The 20,168-nt window shown below is 62.7% G+C and carries 20 protein-coding genes; 11 read left to right on the forward strand and 9 right to left on the reverse strand.

Annotated elements, in window-relative coordinates; translation table 11 throughout:
• The first annotated feature begins 13 nt into the window (after positions 1 to 13).
• From ABLE71_RS06810 to ABLE71_RS06835, 6 genes are all read left to right on the forward strand, one after another.
• Positions 14 to 1,222, forward strand: a complete 1,209-nt coding sequence (locus tag ABLE71_RS06810; protein WP_348782590.1) for an SIR2 family protein — start codon at positions 14 to 16, stop codon at positions 1,220 to 1,222.
• Positions 1,219 to 3,927, forward strand: a complete 2,709-nt coding sequence (locus tag ABLE71_RS06815) for a hypothetical protein (protein WP_348782591.1) — start codon at positions 1,219 to 1,221, stop codon at positions 3,925 to 3,927. The genes ABLE71_RS06810 and ABLE71_RS06815 overlap by 4 nt, the downstream gene beginning before the upstream one ends.
• A 462-nt stretch (positions 3,928 to 4,389) precedes the next feature.
• Positions 4,390 to 4,782 carry a hypothetical protein gene (locus ABLE71_RS06820; RefSeq protein WP_348782592.1) on the forward strand — a complete coding sequence of 131 codons (393 nt, stop codon included), beginning with the start codon at positions 4,390 to 4,392 and terminating at the stop codon, positions 4,780 to 4,782.
• A gap of 62 nt (positions 4,783 to 4,844) precedes the next feature.
• Positions 4,845 to 5,798, forward strand: a complete 954-nt coding sequence (locus ABLE71_RS06825) for a TAXI family TRAP transporter solute-binding subunit (RefSeq protein ID WP_348782593.1) — start codon at positions 4,845 to 4,847, stop codon at positions 5,796 to 5,798.
• A gap of 4 nt (positions 5,799 to 5,802) precedes the next feature.
• Positions 5,803 to 7,887 (forward strand): TRAP transporter permease, encoded by a 2,085-nt coding sequence (locus ABLE71_RS06830; RefSeq protein WP_348782594.1) that lies wholly within the window; start codon positions 5,803 to 5,805, stop codon positions 7,885 to 7,887.
• Positions 7,884 to 8,261 (forward strand): DUF1850 domain-containing protein, encoded by a 378-nt coding sequence (locus tag ABLE71_RS06835; protein ID WP_348782595.1) that lies wholly within the window; start codon positions 7,884 to 7,886, stop codon positions 8,259 to 8,261. The genes ABLE71_RS06830 and ABLE71_RS06835 overlap by 4 nt, the downstream gene beginning before the upstream one ends.
• 695 nt (positions 8,262 to 8,956) lie before the next feature.
• Here ABLE71_RS06835 and mbfA read toward each other — a convergent pair.
• Positions 8,957 to 9,940, reverse strand: a complete 984-nt coding sequence (gene mbfA, locus ABLE71_RS06840; RefSeq protein ID WP_348782596.1) for an iron exporter MbfA — start codon at positions 9,938 to 9,940, stop codon at positions 8,957 to 8,959.
• Between the two features lie 171 nt (positions 9,941 to 10,111).
• Here mbfA and ABLE71_RS06845 point away from each other — a divergent pair, with 171 nt between their 5' ends.
• Complete coding sequence (locus ABLE71_RS06845; RefSeq protein WP_348782597.1) at positions 10,112 to 10,462, forward strand: hypothetical protein; 351 nt, start codon at positions 10,112 to 10,114, stop codon at positions 10,460 to 10,462.
• A 53-nt stretch (positions 10,463 to 10,515) separates the two neighbouring features.
• Here the strand turns inward: ABLE71_RS06845 and ABLE71_RS06850 are convergent, their stop codons facing one another.
• From ABLE71_RS06850 to ABLE71_RS06870, 5 genes are all read right to left on the reverse strand, one after another.
• Complete coding sequence (locus ABLE71_RS06850; protein ID WP_348782598.1) at positions 10,516 to 10,872, reverse strand: hypothetical protein; 357 nt, start codon at positions 10,870 to 10,872, stop codon at positions 10,516 to 10,518.
• Between the two features lie 84 nt (positions 10,873 to 10,956).
• Positions 10,957 to 12,093, reverse strand: coding sequence for an ABC transporter permease (locus ABLE71_RS06855; RefSeq protein WP_348782599.1), 1,137 nt, complete (start codon positions 12,091 to 12,093; stop codon positions 10,957 to 10,959).
• Positions 12,090 to 13,007 carry an ABC transporter ATP-binding protein gene (locus ABLE71_RS06860; protein WP_348782600.1) on the reverse strand — a complete coding sequence of 306 codons (918 nt, stop codon included), beginning with the start codon at positions 13,005 to 13,007 and terminating at the stop codon, positions 12,090 to 12,092. The genes ABLE71_RS06855 and ABLE71_RS06860 overlap by 4 nt, the downstream gene beginning before the upstream one ends.
• A gap of 97 nt (positions 13,008 to 13,104) precedes the next feature.
• Entirely contained in the window at positions 13,105 to 14,049 is a 945-nt protein-coding gene (locus ABLE71_RS06865) for an HlyD family efflux transporter periplasmic adaptor subunit (protein ID WP_348782601.1), read from the reverse strand.
• Positions 14,046 to 14,723 (reverse strand): CerR family C-terminal domain-containing protein, encoded by a 678-nt coding sequence (locus tag ABLE71_RS06870; protein WP_348782602.1) that lies wholly within the window; start codon positions 14,721 to 14,723, stop codon positions 14,046 to 14,048. Before ABLE71_RS06870 ends, ABLE71_RS06865 begins: the two co-directional genes overlap by 4 nt.
• A 96-nt stretch (positions 14,724 to 14,819) precedes the next feature.
• Between ABLE71_RS06870 and ABLE71_RS06875 the strand changes: the two genes are divergently transcribed.
• Genes ABLE71_RS06875 through ABLE71_RS06890 form a run of 4 tightly spaced genes read left to right on the forward strand, consistent with a single transcriptional unit; the run spans position 14,820 to position 18,078 of the window.
• A complete protein-coding gene (locus tag ABLE71_RS06875) occupies positions 14,820 to 15,293 on the forward strand; it encodes a CYTH domain-containing protein (protein WP_348782603.1) in 474 nt (157 codons plus the stop codon).
• Positions 15,290 to 16,261, forward strand: coding sequence for a CHAD domain-containing protein (locus tag ABLE71_RS06880; RefSeq protein WP_348782604.1), 972 nt, complete (start codon positions 15,290 to 15,292; stop codon positions 16,259 to 16,261). Before ABLE71_RS06875 ends, ABLE71_RS06880 begins: the two co-directional genes overlap by 4 nt.
• Positions 16,262 to 16,319: 58 nt before the next feature.
• Positions 16,320 to 17,114 (forward strand): lipo-like protein, encoded by a 795-nt coding sequence (locus tag ABLE71_RS06885; protein WP_348782605.1) that lies wholly within the window; start codon positions 16,320 to 16,322, stop codon positions 17,112 to 17,114.
• Between the two features lie 22 nt (positions 17,115 to 17,136).
• Positions 17,137 to 18,078: an LD-carboxypeptidase gene (locus tag ABLE71_RS06890; RefSeq protein ID WP_348782606.1), complete on the forward strand. Its 942-nt coding sequence runs from the start codon at positions 17,137 to 17,139 to the stop codon at positions 18,076 to 18,078.
• A gap of 172 nt (positions 18,079 to 18,250) precedes the next feature.
• On the opposite strand, the gene ABLE71_RS06895 is transcribed toward ABLE71_RS06890, so the two are convergent.
• From ABLE71_RS06895 to ABLE71_RS06905, 3 genes are all read right to left on the reverse strand, one after another.
• On the reverse strand, positions 18,251 to 18,895 hold the full coding sequence (locus ABLE71_RS06895; RefSeq protein ID WP_348783682.1) for a phosphatase PAP2 family protein: 645 nt from the start codon (positions 18,893 to 18,895) through the stop codon (positions 18,251 to 18,253).
• An 89-nt stretch (positions 18,896 to 18,984) separates the two neighbouring features.
• Positions 18,985 to 19,323, reverse strand: coding sequence for a hypothetical protein (locus ABLE71_RS06900; protein ID WP_348782607.1), 339 nt, complete (start codon positions 19,321 to 19,323; stop codon positions 18,985 to 18,987).
• Between the two features lie 88 nt (positions 19,324 to 19,411).
• On the reverse strand, positions 19,412 to 20,086 hold the full coding sequence (locus ABLE71_RS06905; protein WP_348782608.1) for a YrbL family protein: 675 nt from the start codon (positions 20,084 to 20,086) through the stop codon (positions 19,412 to 19,414).
• Positions 20,087 to 20,168 lie beyond the last annotated feature (82 nt).

The raw sequence follows: 20,168 nt of genomic DNA on the forward strand, positions 1-20,168 counted from the left end.
CGAGGGGCTAAGTTTGCGCGTAGATGTGTCGGCAAACGATCGAGAAATTTCACTCGGCGAGGGCTTGGCCGCTATTCCTGAACGCCTGATGCTAGCTCATGCCCGCGGCGAGGTCCTTTTTATTTGTGGGGCCGGGATTTCCAAGCCTGCTGGTCTACCTGACTTTCGAGAGCTCGTATTGGATGTGTATGCAATACTCGATACCAGCGTCCACGCCGTTCTAAAAAGTATTCCCCGTGGGGTATGCAACTTGTGGCAACCCAATCATACAGGATTAACTGAACGTCACATTGCAGAGGTAAAGCGTTTTGTAATAGGAGATTACGACGTAGTTCTTGGGATGCTTGAGCGGCGCTTAGATAGCCAGACCCGTGGGGACAGTAAGGTACGAAATCAGGTTTCTGTGCTTTTGCGCGGCAGCGGAAATAGTCCCTCACCCATCCATCGCGCGCTTATTCGACTGGCCGACCGAGGTGGCGCGACCACGATTGTGACCACCAACTTTGATCTGCTTTTGGAGAGGGCAGTTAAGAAGCTCCATCCTGCCATCGAAACATACGCCTTGGGTTCGATTCCTAGGCCGACAAGACAAACAGAATTCGCTGGTGTCATGCACATTCATGGCGCCCTCGACCGAAATCCAAGTCGCGTGTCCGAACTTGTGCTTTCTGACCAAGACTTTGGTGAGTTCTATCTGCGTAGGCGCGTAGTGCCTGACTTCATCTATGATGCCGCCCGTCTGTTCCATTTGGTGCTGGTGGGCTACAGCGCTAATGACCCTCCGATGCGATATCTCCTAAATGCCGTGGCGGCCGATGGAACAAGATTTGAAGACCTTAAAGAGCGATTTACATTTTTTGGAACCGATCCCGTCGACCGTGTAGCGCTAGAGGATTGGAAGGCTCGAGGGATTACTCCCATCCACTACAACTCAAGAAACGGTCATTCTTCTCTACTTAAAACCTTACAACGGTGGGCCAGACTGTCCGCAATCAACGGACAAAAATCGGCAATTGATGCGGAGGTCCACCGAATTGTAAGAAACTCGCGGGCCGCAGCCCCGGAGGAAGACCGAGACCTGTTTGATCATATTTTCAGGAGAAGCAACGCAAGCGAGCGTTCTCGATTGTCGACTCTAGCATCAGCAGCAAAAGCCGATCTTGGGTGGCTTAATGCTATCGTGAAAATCGGGTCCGAGAGAGAACGTGGACGCCGCCCATGATACCAAAATGGGCGTATCTCGATGAACACGATCGCGGGGTATTTCGGGCAACCATAGCCTTTCTGAATGAGCGCCTTGCCGAACAAGGTACGATCGATTGGGCGCTTGGACTGGGCCCGACCGATCGAATCCAAAGGATTGCGATCGAAGAATTGCTTGAGAGCCAAAAGGGAGCTGCTCTGGGAGAACCTTGGAGGAGCGCATGGCGCTTAATCGAAGAGAGTTGGTCTGCCGGAGAGGTAGACCTCGGTGCATCAACCAAGGTGTACGAAATTCAAGAAAGGTTAGTTGCTGGAGATTATTCGGGTTCAATAATATCCGCGATAATTGATCTTGTTGCCCCGCTGATAAAAGCGGAGCCTCTCGATACTTGGCGATGGCAATTCACAAAGAAACCTCGTTATCCGAAAGCTGTAAACCACCTCTTATCTGTGCATATGACTAGTGGTGAACTTGTTGATTTGAACCTCCTTCAACTCAACAAAATACTGGATATCGCTTTTCTGACCGCTGTCGCCGACGGTTTGGAAAGTGCTGTAATCCGCGGCTTGGACATTGGTCGCCGCTTGGGATGGGACGGTGGTGAATCTCTATGGCCGTTGGGGGATTTGAGATCAGTATACTACACCTCGGAAGTTGATGAAGACGGCGAAGATAAGGACCCCGACGCCTACAATAGGGGCATAGCTCCATCAGTTAAGCTTCTATTTTCAGTAGTTTCCCGCATAGCTGAAATAGACATCCTATCTGCAGTACGGTTCGTCAAGCGATGGGACCTCCTAGCATCGCCAATTCATCGACGGCTTTGGGCGGCCGCGGCTAGAAACGTTGATCTAGTTTCAAGCTATGAGGTGGAAGATTTCCTTCTTAAGACAAACAGTCGACAATTTTGGGATTTGCATTCTTTCCCTGAAATTGCGGAGCTTAGGGCGCTGCGATTTAGCGATCTAAGCTTAGATGCGCAGAATGAGGTTGCGGCGCGCATACGAAAAGGACCGCCGCGTGACCATTGGCCCAAGAAAGTGGAAGCGAAAAAAATCGGCGAAGCAAGACAATATTGGGCTATCCGAGAACTCCGGCGTATAGAAATTTGCGGCGGCAATCTCCCTCTAAACATAAAGTTGTGGCTCGATTCTCAGCGCGAGAATTTTCCCGATTTGAAGAAGATGGGACCACGCGAAGGCTTTCTGGGAGGGCCTATGGTGCGTTCCATCGTGCCAAATGCGGATACTAGATATAATGCCCTAAATGGCGTGGAACGGCTCCAAGCACTCGAAGCAGCACTTGGCAGCAGTGGGGGCTTGGATGGAGGCCTTGCAGACCGAGCAAATGACTGGCTGCTTCAATCAGGCAACTCGGAACTCATCCTTAGCGACCTAACAGCAGCCGAGAACGGCGGGGATAACTATCCCAAAGTTTGGGATCGATTCGGATGGATACACTCTCCGGAAGAGGGACAACAACGTGATCCCCAAGCCGAAGCCGATCAGGTCATAACATCCCTTAGCCGCCTATCAGAGAAAACACTTCTTGCTGCTGTCGGGGGGATCAGCACTTGGCTTGATAGATGGAGAAAGTACGCGGCGAGCTTGCCACTAGGCTCTGAGGTATGGCTGCGAGTTTGGCCGATAGCGGTCAAGGCCACAAATGCGCAAAAGGAGAGCGATGAAGACGTCGATCTAGACGTTGCCGTCTTTCACGCAAGCGAAGACGAGGCTGAACCCAAGGACCTGGACACGTTGAATGTTCCGGCTGGCAAACTCGTTGGCACATTCTTGTCGTTTTGTCCGGACCTCTCGAAGACCTCAACTGCTTTTGCCCAAGGAACTGTGGAGCGGCAAATGCGTGATGCCCTCGTTCTAGCAACTGGTCGAAGCGGCCTGATTACGAAGCACCGTTTGATAGAGTTTCTGCCTTACTTTCTTCGCGCCGATCACGATTGGGCAGAACAATTCTTAGTTACGCCTTTGCTGAAGGACGATAGTGAGGCACTGGCTCTTTGGCGGGCGATTGCACGACGCACGCTTTTTACCGATGTGTTGACAATTATCGGCGAAGCGCTGGTCGAACGGGCAACGGATCGTAGGCTTGGTAGGAAGGCGCGGCAAAGATTGGTATTCAGTCTGGTGGTCGAGTCATTGCATGCTTTCCGGGAAAACCGCGATCCCGCGGTAGCAAATCCACGTATACAACAGATGCTTCGTACCTTGGATGACGAAGTACGCGCGCACGCAGCCGGCAGCGTGCAAAAATTTGTACGCGACTTGGGGACCAAGGAAGCGCTCGGCGCAGCAGATGTTTTTAGACACTCAGCCGCGCCCTTCTTGAGGGAAGTGTGGCCTCAAGAAAGGTCGCTAGCAACACCCGGTGTGAGCGGCGCATTTGCTGATCTACCGGCGACCTCCGGCGAGGCTTTTTCTGAGGCCGTGAACTTAATCGAGCGTTTTCTCGTGCCATTCGATTGCTGGTCGATGACATACTATGGATTGCGCGGTAGGGCAGAGGAACACGGCAATCTACAGTTGGTAAACACTCAGGAAAAAGCTGCCGCCTTGTTGCGACTTCTTGATCTGACCGTGGGAGCCGCCGAGGGCGCCGTAATTCCCCATGATTTGACCGATGCTCTCGATCAAGTTCGCCTTGTCGCGCCGCAGCTAGTCGAGACACCTATTTATCGGCGACTAGCCACTGCAGCGAGACGTTAGTGCGGCGATTTCGTGAAGAAAGGTCGCCCCAATATTAGCAGATTCTCGCAAATCACTTCGGCTAAAATGTTGAAATCGCAATCTCTCTAAAAAAATAAGAGACGAAGACCGCACTTTTTCCGTGCAACTTTTTCCCCACCCCTCCCGCCTCCCGCATAATCCCCTCACCGCTCTCATGGGAACCTGGTGCGCACCGGGTATCAGGGAGGGCGGCGGCGCCGGATCGGTCGCGCTAACGGTGGCGCGGCTGGGTGATGAACCCCCAGGTCCGGGCCCTCTTGGAGACCAGCGGCAACGGCCGTGTCCTCCACCGGGGCAAGAACGCCGGCGACGCAGACGAACCGCGCCGCACACAAATATTAGATAGGCGCGGTCGCCTGCGTCGCTTCCCGGCCTTTTCGAGGCGCGGGCTCGCTTCCGCTCGCCCTCAGATATCCCGACCGGAAAACCGAAGGAGACCCCATGCTAACAGGATACCACACGCTGCTGTTCGAGACCGCATTGCAGGCCGCCGCGACGGCTCGCGGCCTGCCCGCCTCGTGCCGCCGGCGCAGCTGCCGCGACAGTGGAACCTGCTCGCTCAGTTACCAGCCCTGGAACGGCGGTAACGACCGCGGCTGCAATCCGGATTTTTCCACCGCGCGCGCCGCCGCCGAACATATCGAGTTCCTGCATCTGCTTGCCCGGATCGACCCCGAGGGCACGGTCTATGAGGACATCACCGCGCCGCATCTGGAAGCCGACGACCCCAACAGGCTTGGCCCGAGACCCACGCCCCGGCCCGAAGCCTGGGCGAAGGCCATCGCGGCGGTCTTCGGCATACCGAAGGACCCCTCCCTTGGTCGTAGCGATTAGCGGGTTGGCAATTTTGTCTCGCCGTCTAAACTCCCCCTCCCACAGCTTCCAGGGAGGAAAAGATGCTCAGACCCGCGACCCGTATGCTCGCCGCCGCCGCTTTTGCGCTTGGCCTAGCCGTCGTTCCCGCCAAGGCGCAGGAATTCATCAACGTGCTGACCGGCGGCACGTCGGGCGTCTATTATCCGCTCGGCGTGGCGCTGGCCGACATCTACGGCAAGGGCATCGAGGGCTCGCGCACGCAGGTGCAGGCCACCAAGGCGTCGGTCGAGAACCTCAACCTCCTGCAGCAGGGCAAGGGCGAGATCGCGTTCGCGCTCGGCGATTCGGTCAAGCTCGCGGCGGAGGGCAATGCCGAGGCCGGCTTCCCCGGCCCGCTCGACAAATTGCGCGGCATCGCCGCCATCTATCCGAACTACATCCAGATCGTCGCCAGCCAGGAGAGCGGCATCAAGACGCTCGCCGACCTCAAGGGCAAGAGCCTGTCGGTCGGCGCGCCGGCGTCGGGCACCGAGCTCAACGCCCGCGCGATCTTCGCCGCCGCCGGCCTGAAATACGAGGATCTCGGCAAGGTCGAGTACCTGCCCTTCGCCGAATCGGTCGAGCTGATCAAGAACCGCCAGCTCGACGCCACGCTGCAGTCGGCGGGCCTCGGCGTCGCCTCGATCCGCGACCTCGCGACATCGCTGCCGATCAATGTGGTGGCGGTGCCGGCCGCCGACGTCGCCAAGATCGGCTCGCCCTATGTCGCCGTCACCATTCCGGCGGGCACCTATGACGGCCAGGCGGCGGATGTCGAGACGGCGGCGGTCGGCAATTTCCTCGTCAGCCATGATGGCGTGCCGGAGGAGACCGCCTACCAGATGACCAAGCTCCTGTTCGAGAGCCTGCCGCAGCTCGTCGCCGCCCACGCCGCCGCCAAGGCGATTGATCCGGCAAAGGCGCTCGACGGCATGCCGATCGCGCTGCATCCGGGCGCGGAACGCTATTACAAGGAGGCCGGCATCCTGAAGTAGCGCCTTGGCCGCGCCCCGCGAAAACGCCGCCGAAGCCGAGATCGTCGAGGGCCTGCCGCCGGGCTTCGGCGTCGGCCTCGCCGGTCGGGCGGCGTTCCTGATCGCCGTCGCCTTCGCCGCCTTCCAGATCTGGACGGCGGCCTATGGCAGCCTGCCCAGCCAGGTCGTGCGGGCCATGCATGTCGGCTTCCTGCTCTTGCTCGGCTTCGCGCTCATCGCCAATCTGCGCGCCAAGACGGCGGCCGGAAAGGCGTGGTTCTGGCTGCTCGGCGCCCTCGGTTTTTCCACCGGCGTCTACAACTGGGTCTTCTACGAGGATCTGCTGCGGCGCACCGGCTTCCTCACCACGCCGGACCTCGTCGTCGGCGCGGTGCTCATCGTCCTGGTGTTCGAGGCGGCGCGCCGGCTGATGGGCTGGCCGCTCGCCGTCATCGCCGGCATCTTCCTCGCCTACTGCCTGTTCGGCAACCACCTGCCGCCGCCCTTCATCCACCGCGGCTACGACTTCGCGCAGATCGTGGAGAATTTCGCCTTCGGCACCGAAGGCATCTACGGCACACCCATCTACGTCTCGGCCGCCTACATCTTCATCTTCGTCGTCTTCGCAGCCTTCCTCGAAAAGGCCGGCATGATCGCGCTGTTCAACGATTTCGCGCTCGGCCTCGTCGGCCACTGGCGCGGCGGGCCGGCGCAGGTCTGCGTGCTCTCCTCGGCGCTGATGGGCACCATCTCCGGCTCGGGCGTCGCCAATGTCGTGGCCAGCGGCCAGTTCACCATCCCGCTGATGAAGCGCTTCGGCTTCCGCCCCGCCTTCGCCGGCGCGGTGGAGGCGACCTCCTCGATGGGGGGCCAGATCATGCCGCCGGTCATGGGCGCGGTCGCCTTCATCATGGCCGAGACGCTGAACGTGCCCTACGCCGACATCGTCAAGGCGGCGATCATCCCGGCGCTGCTCTATTTCGGCGCCTGCTTCTGGCAGGTCCACCTCGAGGCCGGCAAGGCCGGGCTCTCCGGCATGGCCAAGGCGTCCCTGCCCAATCCATGGCAGGCGGTGCGACTGCATTGGCCGCTGGTGCTGCCGCTCGCCGCGCTGGTCTACCTGCTCTTTGCCGGCTACACGCCGATCTTCGCCGGCACGATGGGCCTGGCGCTGACCGTCGTGCTCATCCTCGGCACGCCGCTCGCGGCCCTGATCGGACCGCTCGCCTTCCGGGTGGTGTTCTGGATCGCGCTCGGGCTCGCCGCGGCTTCCTTCCTGCGCTACGGCGTCGATATACTGGGCCTCGTCATCCTGGCGCTGGTCGCCGGCTGCTTCTTCTTCAGGGGCGGGCGCGAGACGATCGTGATCTGCGTCGAGTCGCTCGCCGAAGGCGCCAAGAACGCGCTGCCGGTCGGCATCGCCTGCGCGATCGTCGGCGTGGTCATCGGCACGCTGACGCTGACCGGCATCGCGTCCACCTTCATCGGCGCGATCATCGCCATCGGCGAGCACAATCTCTTCCTGTCTCTGCTCCTGACCATGCTGACCTGCCTGGTTCTCGGCATGGGCATTCCGACCATCCCGAACTACATCATCACGTCTTCGCTCGCCGGACCGGCGCTGCTGGCGCTCGACGTGCCGCTGATCGTCTCGCATATGTTCGTCTTCTATTTCGGCATCATGGCCGACCTCACGCCGCCGGTCGCGCTCGCCGCCTTCGCGGCCGCCCCGATGGCGAAGGAGTCCGGGTTGAAGATCGGCATCCAGGCGTCGAAGCTCGCCGTCGCCGGCTTCGTCGTCCCGTTCATGGCGGTCTACACGCCGGCGCTGATGCTCCAGGATCCCGGCCCGATCAGCCAAACCTTCGGCTATCCGGTCGAGGTCGCCTATATCGTTGCCAAGGCGTGCCTCGGCATCATGTTGTGGGGCGCTGCCGTGGTCGGCTTCCTGTTTTCCCGGTTGGCCGCGTGGGAGCGGATCGTCGCCTTTGCAGCCGGCGTGCTGCTGGTGCTTGCCCTGCCGCTCACCGACGAGATCGGCTGGGCGCTCGCGCTGGCGTGGATCGGCTGGCACTGGCGGCAGGCGCGCCGCGCTGCGTTGCCGCAATGAGCCTTTGCGTCATCGCGGCTGGCAAGATGACGGTACTCGCCGTCTCCGCCTTCACCCTGTCGTGGATACATTCGGTCGAGAAGGTCCGCTGGGAAGAGGACTGGCTCGTGACGCCCGCCGGGCTCGAGATCGACGAGGCCCGAGTCAAGGGTTCCGGCGCAGGCATGGACCCGCCCGCGGGCGCCGAACTCAGGGGCGGATGGTGGACTTACCAGCCGAAGATCGGCCCGCAGGCGTCCGTCAGGCTCGCGGCATCCGGCGCCACCGGCGGCGGCTGGGTGCTCTGCGCGGATCAGGCCTGTCTGGAGTTGGGCGCGGAAGCGGGCGAGCCCGTCCAGATTTCAGCCTGTGCAGGTACGGCCAAGTCCCCGTAGAGCCGGGCGGCGCGGATGCGCCGATGCCTTGCCAGGTAAAGTTCAGTGAAAGGCAGCCGTACCGAAGGAGCCCGTCCGGCGGCGCGCGCATGCGGGACCCGGACCGCGCATATAATAGCGCTCGGGACGATAGGTCGGCGCGACGAATTCGCGCAATGCAAACGCAAGATGCGTGATATGATTCCAGAACGTCATGGTACCCGGTCCCTGTCCCTCGGATGTCCCTTCCGATTGAGACACATGCTTAGCGTCCAGTCGTGAATAGTCGGTGAACACGATGTTAATCTTCGGCTGGATTCGTCCTCGACCGTGGCTGAACTGCGGCTGATTCGCGGTCTTTCCTCGCACGGCCGAAACTTTGTCCGGCCTGTGCTTTTTGCGACACAGTCGTTTCGCGCCGATGCCGCCGGGAAGAATTCCTGTTTCAACTTCGTCGCAAGCCGGAAATTCCGATGCCGCCCGGAACCGCGCTGACCGCGAGACGTTGCAAGACCAGGCCGGATATCCGGTCCCCAGGGCACCGCGTCGCGCTCCAGCGAATTCCGGCCCTTGAGTTCCCCACCAAGCCTTGCTTCCCTGAACCTCGACATTCGGTCTACGAGGCGCGGCGGCGCCCCTGGTCGATGATGCCGGCGAATTTGGTCATGGAGCATCTCGACTGAGTGTCGGCGCGCATCCGAACAGAGAGCAATTCTTCAGGCATTGCCGATCAGGACGCCGGCTGCGAGCACCAGGCTGCCTCCGAGCACAACCTGCAGGACGGCGCGGAAGAACGGCGTCTCCATGTAGCGATTCTGGATGAAGGCGATCGCCCATAGCTCGACGAATACCACCGCGCCGGCGATCGCCGTCGCGGTCCAGAAATGCGGGATCAGGTATGGCAGCGCATGGCCGAGACCGCCGACCGACGTCATGATGCCCGACGACAGTCCGCGTTTCACAGGCGAGCCGCGCCCCGACAGCTTGCCGTCGTCGTGGGCAGCTTCGGTGAAGCCCATGGAGATGCCCGCGCCGACCGAAGCCGACAGGCCGACGAGAAAGGTCTGCCATGTGTCGCCGGTGGCGAAGGCGGCGGCGAAGATCGGCGCCAGCGTCGATACCGAACCGTCCATCAATCCGGCGAGACCCGGCTGCACATAGGTCAGGATGAATTGGCGGCGTTCGCCGGCAGCCTCGCCGGACTTCACATCCTCGGGCACATGCTTCAGCCCGAGCCGATGCGCCAGCGCCTGATGCGACTTCTCCGCCACGGCGAGATCGCCGAGTAGCTTGCGCGTCGATGCGTCCGACGTGCGTTGCGCAGCCTCGAGATAGAAGCGGTGCGCCTGGTCCTCCATCGTCTCGGCCTGAGCGCGCACCTTGTCGATGCCGAGCGGCCGGACCAGCCAGTCGGGCCTGCGCTCATAATAATCCTTCACATGCTCGCGGCGGATCAGCGGGATGCGTTCGCCGAAGCGCTTCCGGTGCAACTCGATCAGCACGGCGCGGTGGCTGTCTTCCTCGTCCGCCATGCCGTCGAAGACCCTGGCGGAAGCCGGGAACTCGTCGCGCAAACCCTCGGCATAAGCACGGTAGATGCGGCCGTCATCCTCCTCGGAGGAAATGGCGAGCGCCAGGATTTCCTGCTCGGTGAGCGAAGCGAAGGAACGGCGGCCGAAGCCGAAGACGCGGGAAAGCATGATCTGTGAGCTCTAGTTTAGAATAATTCTAAACTAGAGCGTCCGGCGCGGTCATGCAATGGCCGGGGTCATTGGTCCAACGAATTCCCAAGTCCTGCTCTACAGACCCTGTGTTTTCTATAGCCGAACATCACCTATATAGGCTAACGTCTAGCTATAGGAGAATCCGTCGTGAAGCAGCAGAATCCCGCCTCCCAGGACGCCGCCGATGCGCAGGCCGAACCTTTCGATCCGCAGCCAATCCTCGACCTGATTTCCGGCATCCAGGCCGACCTCGACCGGCTTCGGGGTTTGGTGGAGCAGGCAGCACCCAAATACGACCCGGCCAACCCGCATAACAAGACCGCCGACGGCAAGCTGTCGGAGGATGGGGTAGAGTGCTGCTACCGCATGTTCGACGAAGGCAAGAGCCGCTATTCCGTCGCCCGATCAATGAAAATCTCATTCGCCGCGGCGACGCACCGCTTCAACGCCTGGCGCAAGGCAGGCGGCGAAAAGCGTGTGCGCGCGCTGATGGGCTGAAAGCCTGCCGGACCCATCGGATAAAGGATGGCGGCCTGGACACCATCCTTGCGTCAGCTCAGCACGGGGCAGCTCGGCTGGCGGCCGAAGGTGACATGGATCCGATCGCCATAGCGGTCGCGTCCTCGCACGTCGATGGTGCGCCTGCCGACATCCGCTATGCGGGCGCGGCGGATGCCCATGCGTTCCGCCTTGCGCAGCGCGCGGCCCTCTGAACAACGCGGACGGTCGTCGTAAAACTCGCGCCGGCGCTCGCCCCGGTAGCAATCCTCGTAGCGGGGATTGCAATCGCGCTCGATCCTCAATCCGTCGCGGCCGATTTCCAGTTCGAGATCCTGCGCCGAGGCCTGCATCGGCGGAATCATGCCTGCGCTGGCGAACAGGACGCAGCCGATCAAAATATTACGCATTTCAAAGCTCCCGGTTGGCTTGGTCGAGCCCAAACGGGAGCGGAACATTTGGGTTGCATCAACAAAGTTTGCAGCGGGTAACGTTCAGTCGAGCGTCCGGCGGAAACGGAACAGTGCCACCGCCGCAAACAGCACGACGAAGAAGCCGAGCGCGCCGACCTCCACGCCGATCGCCGCGAAGTCCGCGCCCTTGAGCATGACCGCGCGGGTTATGCGCAGGAAATGCGTCAGCGGAAAGATCTCGCCGAACACTTGCGCCCAGCCGGGCATGCCGCGATAGGGGAACATGAAGCCCGACAACAGGATCGACGGCAGGAAGAAGAAGAAGGTGAGTTGCAGCGCCTGCATCTGCGTGCGCGCCATGGTCGAGATCGTGTAGCCGAGCAGCACCAGCGCAAGCACGAACACCAGTATCGCCGACAGCAGCAGCGTCACCGAGCCCTCGAAGGGTATGGAGAACAGGAGCTTCGAGGCAACCAGAACCACGGCGACCTGGACCGCTCCGACCACGAGGTATGGCAGCACCTTGCCAAGCATGATCTCGACCGGCGAGACCGGCATGGCGAGCAGGTTCTCCATCGTACCGCGCTCGGTCTCGCGGGTCAGCGCGATCGACGTCATCATCACCATCGTCATCTGAAGGATGACGCCGAGCAGGCCGGGCACGATGTTGTATTGCGAGATGCCTTCCGGGTTGTAGCGTTTGTGAACGACCACATCGAGCTGCGTTTTCGCGGCTTCCGCGGCCTCGGCCTGGGTCCCCTGCGCCCGCAGCAGCGCCCTCTGCGTCACCGTGCCCAGCGTCGAGATGGCGCCGCTCGCCACCGCCGGATCGGTCGCGTCGGCCTCGATCAGGATCTGCGGATTGTTGCCGCTTTCGACACGGCGGGCGAAGTCGGCCGGGATCGTCACAAGGAAGGAGACCGTGCCGTTCGCCATCAGCGCTTCGGCCTCTGCCTCGGTCTGCACGACATGGTCGAAACGGTAGTAGCCTGTCATCTGCAGCGCCGAGACAATGGCGCGTGTGTAGTTGTCGTTGCTGGTGGCGACGAGTGCGGCGGGCAGGCTCTTCGGATCGTTGTTGATGGCGTAGCCGAACAGCACGAGCTGCATCAGCGGCACGCCGAGCATCATGGCGAAGGTGATGCGATCACGCCGCATCTGGATGAATTCCTTCATCAGAAGCGCCCCCAGCCGGGCGAAGGAGAAGATCGAGTTCATGCCATATTGTCCTTCGAGGCGGCCATGAACTGGATGAAGACGTCCTCGAGGCTGGTCACCCCAGGCCTCACCGTCGTGCCGTCGCGCTTGCGGATGTCCGCGAGCGCCATCTCAAGCAGCTTGCGGTCCGAACCGACGACGTGCAGGGTCGTGCCGAAGGGCGCCACCTGATCGACGCCAGGCTTGCCTGCAAGGGCCGCGGCGACCTGGTCGAGCCGCGGTCCTTCGACGACGAAGGTGGTCAGGCCCGCATTCTTCACCACCTCGTCGACCCGGCCCGATGCCAGCATCTTGCCGTAGGAGATGTAGCTGATGCGGTGGCAGCGCTCGGCTTCGTCCATGTAGTGGGTGGAGACAAGAACAGTCAGCCCGCTGCGCGCCAGCCGGTGAATCTCGTCCCAGAACTCGCGCCGCGCCTTGGGGTCGACGCCGGCGGTCGGTTCGTCGAGCAGGAGCAGCCGCGGCTTGTGCATGATGCACGCGGCAAGCGCCAGACGCTGCTTCCAACCGCCGGAAAGCGTGCCGGCGAGCTGGTCGCGGCGCGAGGCAAGGCCGAGATCGTCGAGCGTGCGGTCGACATGTTCCGATAAGGGCTTCAGCCCGTAGAGCCTGCCCACGAATTCGAGATTCTCGGCGATGGTGAGGTCCTCGTAGAACGAGAATCTCTGCGTCATGTAGCCGACCTCGCGCTTGATCTTCAGCGCTTCGGTCCTCAGGTCGTAGCCAAGCACCTCGCCCTCACCCTCGTCGGGGGTCAGCAGGCCGCACATGATGCGGATCGTGGTCGTCTTGCCCGATCCGTTGGGTCCGAGGAAGCCGACGATCTCGCCCTCGGCGACGCGCATCGTCACATGGTCGACGACGGTCTTGTCGCCAAAGCGCTTGACGAGGCCGGTTACGTTGATGGCGTCCATGCGTCGTTCCGGTTTGAGGGGCGTAGGGGAGGTAAGGGAGTAGGTTGGTGGGGATTTGAAGTGGCGGACTTCCTACTCCCCTATCTCCCTTGTTCCCCTACTCCCCTAATTCCACATCCACGATCTGCCCCGGCTGCAGCGCCGAGGTGGCGTCGACCGGCCTCGCCTCGACGAGGTAGACGAGCTTCTGGCGCGTCTCCAGCGAGTAGATCACCGGCGGCGTGAACTCCGGGTCCGGCGAGACGTAGCTGATGCGCGCCTCCAGCCCGTCCGGACAGCCGTCGCAGCGGACTTTCAGTATCTTGCCTACCTCGACCTTGGAGAAAGAAGGCTCGGGCACGAAGAGCGAGAGCTTCACGGCTCCGTCCGGCAGCATGGAAATCACCGGCGCGGAAGGCCCCGCAACGTCGCCCGGATTGCGGATAACGTCGTCGACGCGGCCCGCCGACGGCGCCGCCAGCGAGCGCTTCGAGAGACGCCACTTCGCCTGGTCGAGCGCCGTTCCCGCCTGCTTGACCTGGTTCTCCGCCGCCTTGATTTCCTCCGGGCGCGCCGGAAGCTTGCCGACCGCAAGATTGGCCTCGGCTTGGTTGATCTTGGCTTCGGCCACCTCGACAGCGGTCTGCGCCTCGTCGAACTCCGCCTGGGTGGCGATGCCGCGGTCGAGCAGGTCGGTCGCCCGCGCCAGCACGCGCTGCTTCTCCGCGGCCTCCGCCTTGGCCGAGCGCACCATGGCGTCGAGCACGGCGATCTCCTCGGGCCGCCTGCCGATCAGGAGATTGGCGAGCTGCGCCCGCGCCTGAGCGAGTGCGGCTTCGGCCTGCGCCACCGCGATCCTGGCGTCGTCCGTCTCCATCTCGGCGATTGCCGCCCCGGCATCGACCCGGTCGCCGCGCCTGACCGAGATCGACCGAACCTGGGCGACCTCGATCGGCGCGAGCAGGACATAGTCGCCCTCGACATAGCCGACGGCGAGCGGTGCCGGGCCGGCACAGGCAGAGAACAGAGACGCAGCGAAAGGGATCGAGCAAAGGATGCTCATGGCTTGTTGCCTTTTCGACTGGCGAGGACCGCGGTGAGGTTGTCCACGGCGACGGACGCGATGGCTTTGGCCTGCTCGGGGCCAATGTCAGACCAACCCATGCGGCGGAGCACGGCCTCGCGGGCAATACGGAAATAGACCACCTGGCCGATCAGCGTGAACATGCGGATCTTGGTCGCCTCGCTTTCGGCGGGTTCGCCGGTCGCCTGCTCCCAGACACGGCAGAGCTGGGCGTGGGTCGGCGCGAACACGCCATTGTAGAGACGATCGAGCGCCGGGCTCGGAACCGACAGCTCTCGCAACACAAACTGCGCGAAATCGCCAACCTCGGGGCTGGCGACGAAGAACGAGACGATCCGCTCGATCGACTGCTTCAGGCCCTCGGCGGCGGTCTCCGGGGTGAGCGCTGCAGCGGCTTCGGCAAGCGCAGGCTTGGCGATCGACTGGATCGTCTCGACGATGAAGTCCGCGCAGGCGAGGTGCAGCCCCTCCTTGCCGCCGAAGTGGTAGGCGATCGAGCCGATGTTGGCCTTGGCCAGCGCGGCGAGCTCGCGCGTGGAGGTTGCTTCATAACCCTTGCGGCCGAAGAGCTTCAGCCCGGCCCGTAACAGGGCCATGCGGGTCAGGTCAGCGGGCGACGGATATTTCTCGGCAGGCTTGATCACAGCAATCATTTAATCAATCGTTTGATTAATGTCAATTGCCGATCTCTTGTTTTGACTCCCGCCCCCTCCACAACCCATTATAGGACGCGACGCGCCGGAGAGAACGTGGCCAAGGAAATCGAACGCAAGTTTCTGGTGGCGGATTCAGCCTGGCGGGATTTCGTTGAAGCGGAAATCAGCATCCGCCAGTTCTATCTCGCCACCGGGCCGGGCCGGACCGTCCGCATCCGCATCAGCAACGGCGTCGAGGCGACGCTTACGCTGAAATTCTCGGGGCGCGGGCGAGGTCGCGACGAGTTCGAGTATCCCATCCCGCTTGCCGAGGCCGAAGAGATGCAGGCATTCGCGCTCGGCCACGTGATCGAGAAGACGCGCCACCATGTGCGCCACGGCGGCTATCTCTACGAGGTCGACGTGTTCGGCGGAGAGCTTGAAGGCCTGGTGGTCGCCGAACTGGAGACGCCAGACACGGTGCCGGACGGCCGCTTGCCGGGCTGGCTCGGCCGCGACGTCACCAGCGAGGCGCGCTATTACAACGCATCGCTTGCCCTCGGCGAAATTCCAGAGGCCGCCGCATGAGCTATCGCATCAATGCCGGTCTGCCGCTGACCGCCGAAGTCCAGCGCATCGCGGCGGAGGAGATCGACGGCGCGCTTCGCCATCTTGCAACCGCGCATGTCGATCCCGACAAGGCGCTGCACGGTTGCCGCAAGCGGCTGAAGAGCCTGCGGGCGTTGCTGCGGCTCGTCCGATCCGGCGACAAGGCGCTCGTCCGACGCGAGAACGCGCGCTATCGCGACGTTTCGGCAAGCCTTGCTGGCCTGCGCGAAGCCGCAGCCCTCATCGAAACCGTCGACCGGCTGGCCGCGGCCTATCCCGACCGGACCGCCGGAGGCGCGCTCGCCCCGGTTCGCGAAAAGCTCGTCGTTCACCGCAACACTTTGCTTGAAGGCGGCATGGATCTCGCGGCGGCGGTCGATGCGGCGACCAAGGCCTGCAAGGCCGGCATGCGACGTCTCGACAAGCTCGCCTTGCCAGATCAGCCTGAAAGCGCCGCCGACGTTCTTGCGGACGGCGCCCGCAAGACGCTGCGCCGGGCGCGCAAAGCGCTGCAACGGATCGACAGGGACGGAGATGAGACCGACTTCCACGACCTGCGCAAGGCGGTCAAGGCACATACCATGCATCTGTCGCTGCTGAAGACATTGTGGCCGCCGCCCGTGAGGGCGCAGCGCAAGGCCTTCGATGCTCTTGGCGAAAGGCTCGGCGAGTTGCACGACATTTTCGTCCTGCGCGCGCTGCTTGAGGATGACAGCCGGCCGCTCGGCGATCGCACCGAGACGCGCCTTCTGGCCCGACTGGTCGGTCGGTCCGAAAGGACGCTGAAAAAGACCTGCCTCGCCGAAGCGACCTGGCTTCTCGGCGACGGCCCCAGGCGCACGGTTAAGAAGCTTGCCCGCAAGGCCCGCGGCGATCTTGCCAAAGGCTCCCGGCGCAAGACGGGGGACGATGTCGGGGACGATGCCGGCCACGAAGCGGCTACCTGATTGGCCGTCCGATGATGCATTCTGGCAATCGGCGGCATGGGCATGTTATCGCTGGCCAATGACTGAGCGGAGCGACACTCTCCTCGACAGGTTCGGCCGTTTCCTCGCCGGACGCCTGCAGGCGGAATCGTCGGGCTATGAGCCTTACACGCCATCCGATCCCGAAACGCTGCGGCGCGTGCTCGCCCCGGGCGACGTCCTGCTCATCGAGGGCAATCTGCGCATTTCGGCGACGATCAAATACCTCACCCAGTCGACCTGGTCGCATTCGGCGCTCTATGTCGGCGACGCGTTGCCGGAGCCGGAGGATGGCTCCGAGCGGCCCCGCCTCATCGAGGTCAATCTTGGCGAAGGTTGCGTGGCGGTTCCGCTCTCGAAGTACCGAACCTACAACACGCGCATCTGCCGGGCGAGCGGCCTCTCCCCTGAGGACCGCGAGCATGTGGTCGACTTCATGCTGAAGCGGATCGGCCTGAAATACGACCTGAAGAACATCTTCGACATGCTGCGCTACTTCTTTCCGGTGCCGATGCCGGTGCGCTGGCGCCGCCGCGCCATCGCCTTCGGTTCGGGCGATCCGACGCGCGCCATCTGCTCCTCGCTGATCGCGCAGGCCTATGAGGAAATCCGCTATCCGATCCTGCCGGAGATCACCCGCGCGCCGGGGCGCGCCTCGGCGCAGTCCTCCTATTCGAGGAGCGAGATCCTGCACATACGCCACCATTCGCTCTACACCCCGCGCGACTTCGACCTCTCGCCCTTTTTCCGCATCGTCAAGCCGACGCTCGAATACGGCTTCGACTACAGGAGCGTGAACTGGGCGCAGGAAAAGCAGGCGCAGGACGCCAGGTGACAAACTCCCGCTCGCGCAACTGATGGATATTTCATCCGCATATCGCTCGACGATCATGCCGCCGACCCTGATGCCGGGTGACAAGGTGCGCTTCGTTTCGCCGGCCAGCACGCCCGACAGGGATTCCGTTCTGCGGCGAGCGAAGATACTCGAGGGCTGGGGCCTGCGCGTCGATTTCGGCGAGCACGCCTTCGAAAAGCTGTCTTTCCTCGCCGGCAAGGACGACGATCGGCTGGCCGATTTCAACGCGGCGCTCGGCGATCCCGAGATCAGGGCGATCTTCGCCACGCGTGGTGGCAAGGGGTCGTATCGCATCGCCGACCGTCTCGACTACGGGGCCTTGAGGCACGACCCGAAGTTCGTCGTCGGCTTCAGCGACATCACCGCACTGCTCCTCGCCCTCGACAGGAACTGCGGGCTGGTCGCAGTCCACGGTTCCGTCATGGACGAAAGCGGTTCGCACCCAACGAACATGGCCCTGCGGAGGCTGCTCATGGAGGGTGGCGGCGTGCTGCTCACCGCACGGACGAACGAAAACACGGCCGTGCTCACCACCGGCGGCCGGGCGAGCGGCCGGCTGATCGGCGGCAATCTCGATACGATCGCGGCATGCGCCGGCTGGGCGCTGCCGAAGCTCGACGGCGCGATTCTGCTCCTGGAGGCGGTGGAGATGCAGATCGGCCAGGTCGACCGCCAACTCACCATGTTGCGCAAGGCCGGGCATCTCGACGGCGTCGCCGGCATCGCCGTCGGCCAGTTTACCGGCTTTCGGCCGAGTTCCGGCGGGCTGACGGTGATCGACCTGCTGCGAGATCATCTGGAGCGGCTTGGAGTACCTATCCTCGGCGGCCTGCCGGTTGGACATGGCGACGACTGGCTGCCGGTGCCGCACGGCGCGCCGGCATTGCTCGACGCCTCCGGGGGAACCCTGACCGTGGCCTTCCGTTCTCCCTTAGCCGCCTAAGCTTCGGCCGGAACCTCGGCGCGCTCGCTCTTGATCTGCTTCGACCCCGACCAGCATTCCCGGCCAGGATGGCCGCGAGCGCTTCAGCCCCCGTGCCCCTGCCTGAGTCCGCAGGATGAACACATGAAGCAGTCGTAATGATGTTTCGAGCATCAACTCTTATATTAAATCATCAAGCTCGTTCAGCCAGGATTTCGCTGCTCCGGAAGAAGTGCCGGGCGACGAGCCAGCACAACATCGCCCAGGCGAAGCCCGCGCACCAGCCGGCGAGCACGTCGGATGGCCAATGCACGCCGAGATAGATGCGTGAGACGCCAACCAGGAGTGTGATCAGCACGGCGACGGCGAGCACGTAGATTTTCGTTGCCCTGCCGGGAACGATCCCCGCCAGCATCGAGCCGAGCGTCAGATAGGTCACCGCCGACATCATGGCGTGGCCGCTCGGAAAGGAGAGCGTCTGTACCTCGGCCAGGTGGGGCACGAGGTCCGGCCGCGGACGATCTATGCCGAGCTTGAGCAGACTGGACAGGATCTGGCCGCCGACGACGGCAATCAGCACCAGCAGGGCCTCGCGCCCCCTGCGGATCAGGAGGAAGTAGAACACCGCTATCGCAGTCACCAGCACAAGGACGATCATCGAGCCTAGCCCGGTGACGTCGCGCACGGCTTCCTCCAGCCACGGCGGCCCGACCGGATCGTCGGGTTTTCCGGCCTCGCGGAAGGCGAGCAGTATCTCGGTGTCGAAGACGTGCGCGCTGCTGTCGCGCGCCACTTCGGCCATCGCGACGAAGCCCCACAAGCCTCCGGCGACGATCATGCCCGCCAGCAACACGGAGAGCTCGATCTTTTCCCACAAACGCAGCGCCACTGTTCCTCCAGACGGTCGACCGGCCGAAATTCGCTCCACTAACGTCCGCTTGCCGCCGGACCGAGGGTGATCATGGCTACCGCGACAACCGCGAGCAGGACGCCCGCGCCCTGGACGAGACCGAGCCGTTCCCCGAAATAGATGAGAGCGATCAGGTTCACGGCCACCAGCTGAATGATTGCAGAAAGGCTGAACGCCGACGCCATGCCGAAATCGCGCACAAGCCTCAGCATGATGAGGTTGCCCGCTGAATAGAGCGCCAAGGCAAGCACGACCTTTCCGAGGTGCGGTGCGACCGCCCACTGCTTGGCGGCCGTCGCGGCCAGCAGGAAGATGATTGTCGCCAAGCCGAGCTGCAGCAGTCCCCAGATGTTCATATGCGTGTCCCAGATTGCCGCGCATTCGCGCCTGGCACGTTGTCGGCAGAAGCTCGAGGATCGTCAAGCGCCCTGGGCGGGACTGCTGTCAGGCCGCGGCTTCTTCCTTGAGCCGCACCGGTACGGCGGCCAGCAGCCGGCTGCGGACGCGCTCGATCTTCCGGTCGTTCAGGAACGGGCTCCACCGGTGGATCGGAATGGCCGACTTCTCGCCAAAACCGTCAATGGCGACGAACTCGCCGCGCGGATCCCGCGCCTCGCTGTAGACGATATTGTTCACGGTCAGGTCGCCGAACACGACATGCAATTCCCGGCACCGGTCGAGGAATCGTTCCAGCGCCTGCAGATGGCGCTTCGCGAACCGGTCTTCGCCGATCAGCTCCAGCATGGTCGGAGCGAGGCCGTCGCCGTTGGGTATCCGCTCAACGACCAGCCCCAGCCCGGCGCTGGTCAGCACCAGCCCGTGTATGCGCGCAATCGGCAGACTGGAAAGATCGCGGCCATACAGCCTGCGGCAGAGCACGATGAATTCGTCGACCTCGCGGCGGAAGGCGAAATAGGCGCCATGCGGCCGCCTTTTCTTCCACCGTGCATAGGCCTTGAAATATCCGTTGCGGTCTACGAGTTCAGGCTGCAGCGTCTTGATCAGCAGGCCTGGCAGCGCCTCATGCTCGTGCACATTGCGCGTGCGGCCGCTTTTCACCAGCACGCAATCGTGCAGGTCGATCTCCTGGCCGGCCAGGAACGGCGTGAAGGTCGTCATGCCGGTTCAGCTCCGCTTGGGCAGCTGCTCTGCCGGATGTCAAAAGACGCCTCCGCCTTGACCATCCGGCCATGCCCGAACG

It is taken from the genome of Mesorhizobium sp. KR9-304, from assembly GCF_040049215.1.
Lineage (GTDB): Bacteria > Pseudomonadota > Alphaproteobacteria > Rhizobiales > Rhizobiaceae > Mesorhizobium_K.

What these genes read in the sequence shown, in the direction of transcription:
- ABLE71_RS06865 (WP_348782601.1), bottom strand. Translation starts at nt 14,049, where the DNA reads ATGAGCATCCTTTGCTCGATCCCTTTCGCTGCGTCTCTGTTCTCTGCC.
- mbfA (WP_348782596.1), bottom strand. Translation starts at nt 9,940, where the DNA reads ATGCTTTCCCGCGTCTTCGGCTTCGGCCGCCGTTCCTTCGCTTCGCTC.
- ABLE71_RS06870 (WP_348782602.1), bottom strand. Translation starts at nt 14,723, where the DNA reads ATGATTGCTGTGATCAAGCCTGCCGAGAAATATCCGTCGCCCGCTGAC.
- ABLE71_RS06885 (WP_348782605.1), top strand. Translation starts at nt 16,320, where the DNA reads ATGACTGAGCGGAGCGACACTCTCCTCGACAGGTTCGGCCGTTTCCTC.
- ABLE71_RS06905 (WP_348782608.1), bottom strand. Translation starts at nt 20,086, where the DNA reads ATGACGACCTTCACGCCGTTCCTGGCCGGCCAGGAGATCGACCTGCAC.
- ABLE71_RS06895 (WP_348783682.1), bottom strand. Translation starts at nt 18,895, where the DNA reads ATGATCGTCGCCGGAGGCTTGTGGGGCTTCGTCGCGATGGCCGAAGTG.
- ABLE71_RS06900 (WP_348782607.1), bottom strand. Translation starts at nt 19,323, where the DNA reads ATGAACATCTGGGGACTGCTGCAGCTCGGCTTGGCGACAATCATCTTC.
- ABLE71_RS06815 (WP_348782591.1), top strand. Translation starts at nt 1,219, where the DNA reads ATGATACCAAAATGGGCGTATCTCGATGAACACGATCGCGGGGTATTT.
- ABLE71_RS06860 (WP_348782600.1), bottom strand. Translation starts at nt 13,007, where the DNA reads ATGGACGCCATCAACGTAACCGGCCTCGTCAAGCGCTTTGGCGACAAG.
- ABLE71_RS06825 (WP_348782593.1), top strand. Translation starts at nt 4,845, where the DNA reads ATGCTCAGACCCGCGACCCGTATGCTCGCCGCCGCCGCTTTTGCGCTT.
- ABLE71_RS06855 (WP_348782599.1), bottom strand. Translation starts at nt 12,093, where the DNA reads ATGAACTCGATCTTCTCCTTCGCCCGGCTGGGGGCGCTTCTGATGAAG.
- ABLE71_RS06820 (WP_348782592.1), top strand. Translation starts at nt 4,390, where the DNA reads ATGCTAACAGGATACCACACGCTGCTGTTCGAGACCGCATTGCAGGCC.
- ABLE71_RS06835 (WP_348782595.1), top strand. Translation starts at nt 7,884, where the DNA reads ATGAGCCTTTGCGTCATCGCGGCTGGCAAGATGACGGTACTCGCCGTC.
- ABLE71_RS06880 (WP_348782604.1), top strand. Translation starts at nt 15,290, where the DNA reads ATGAGCTATCGCATCAATGCCGGTCTGCCGCTGACCGCCGAAGTCCAG.
- ABLE71_RS06890 (WP_348782606.1), top strand. Translation starts at nt 17,137, where the DNA reads ATGGATATTTCATCCGCATATCGCTCGACGATCATGCCGCCGACCCTG.
- ABLE71_RS06850 (WP_348782598.1), bottom strand. Translation starts at nt 10,872, where the DNA reads ATGCGTAATATTTTGATCGGCTGCGTCCTGTTCGCCAGCGCAGGCATG.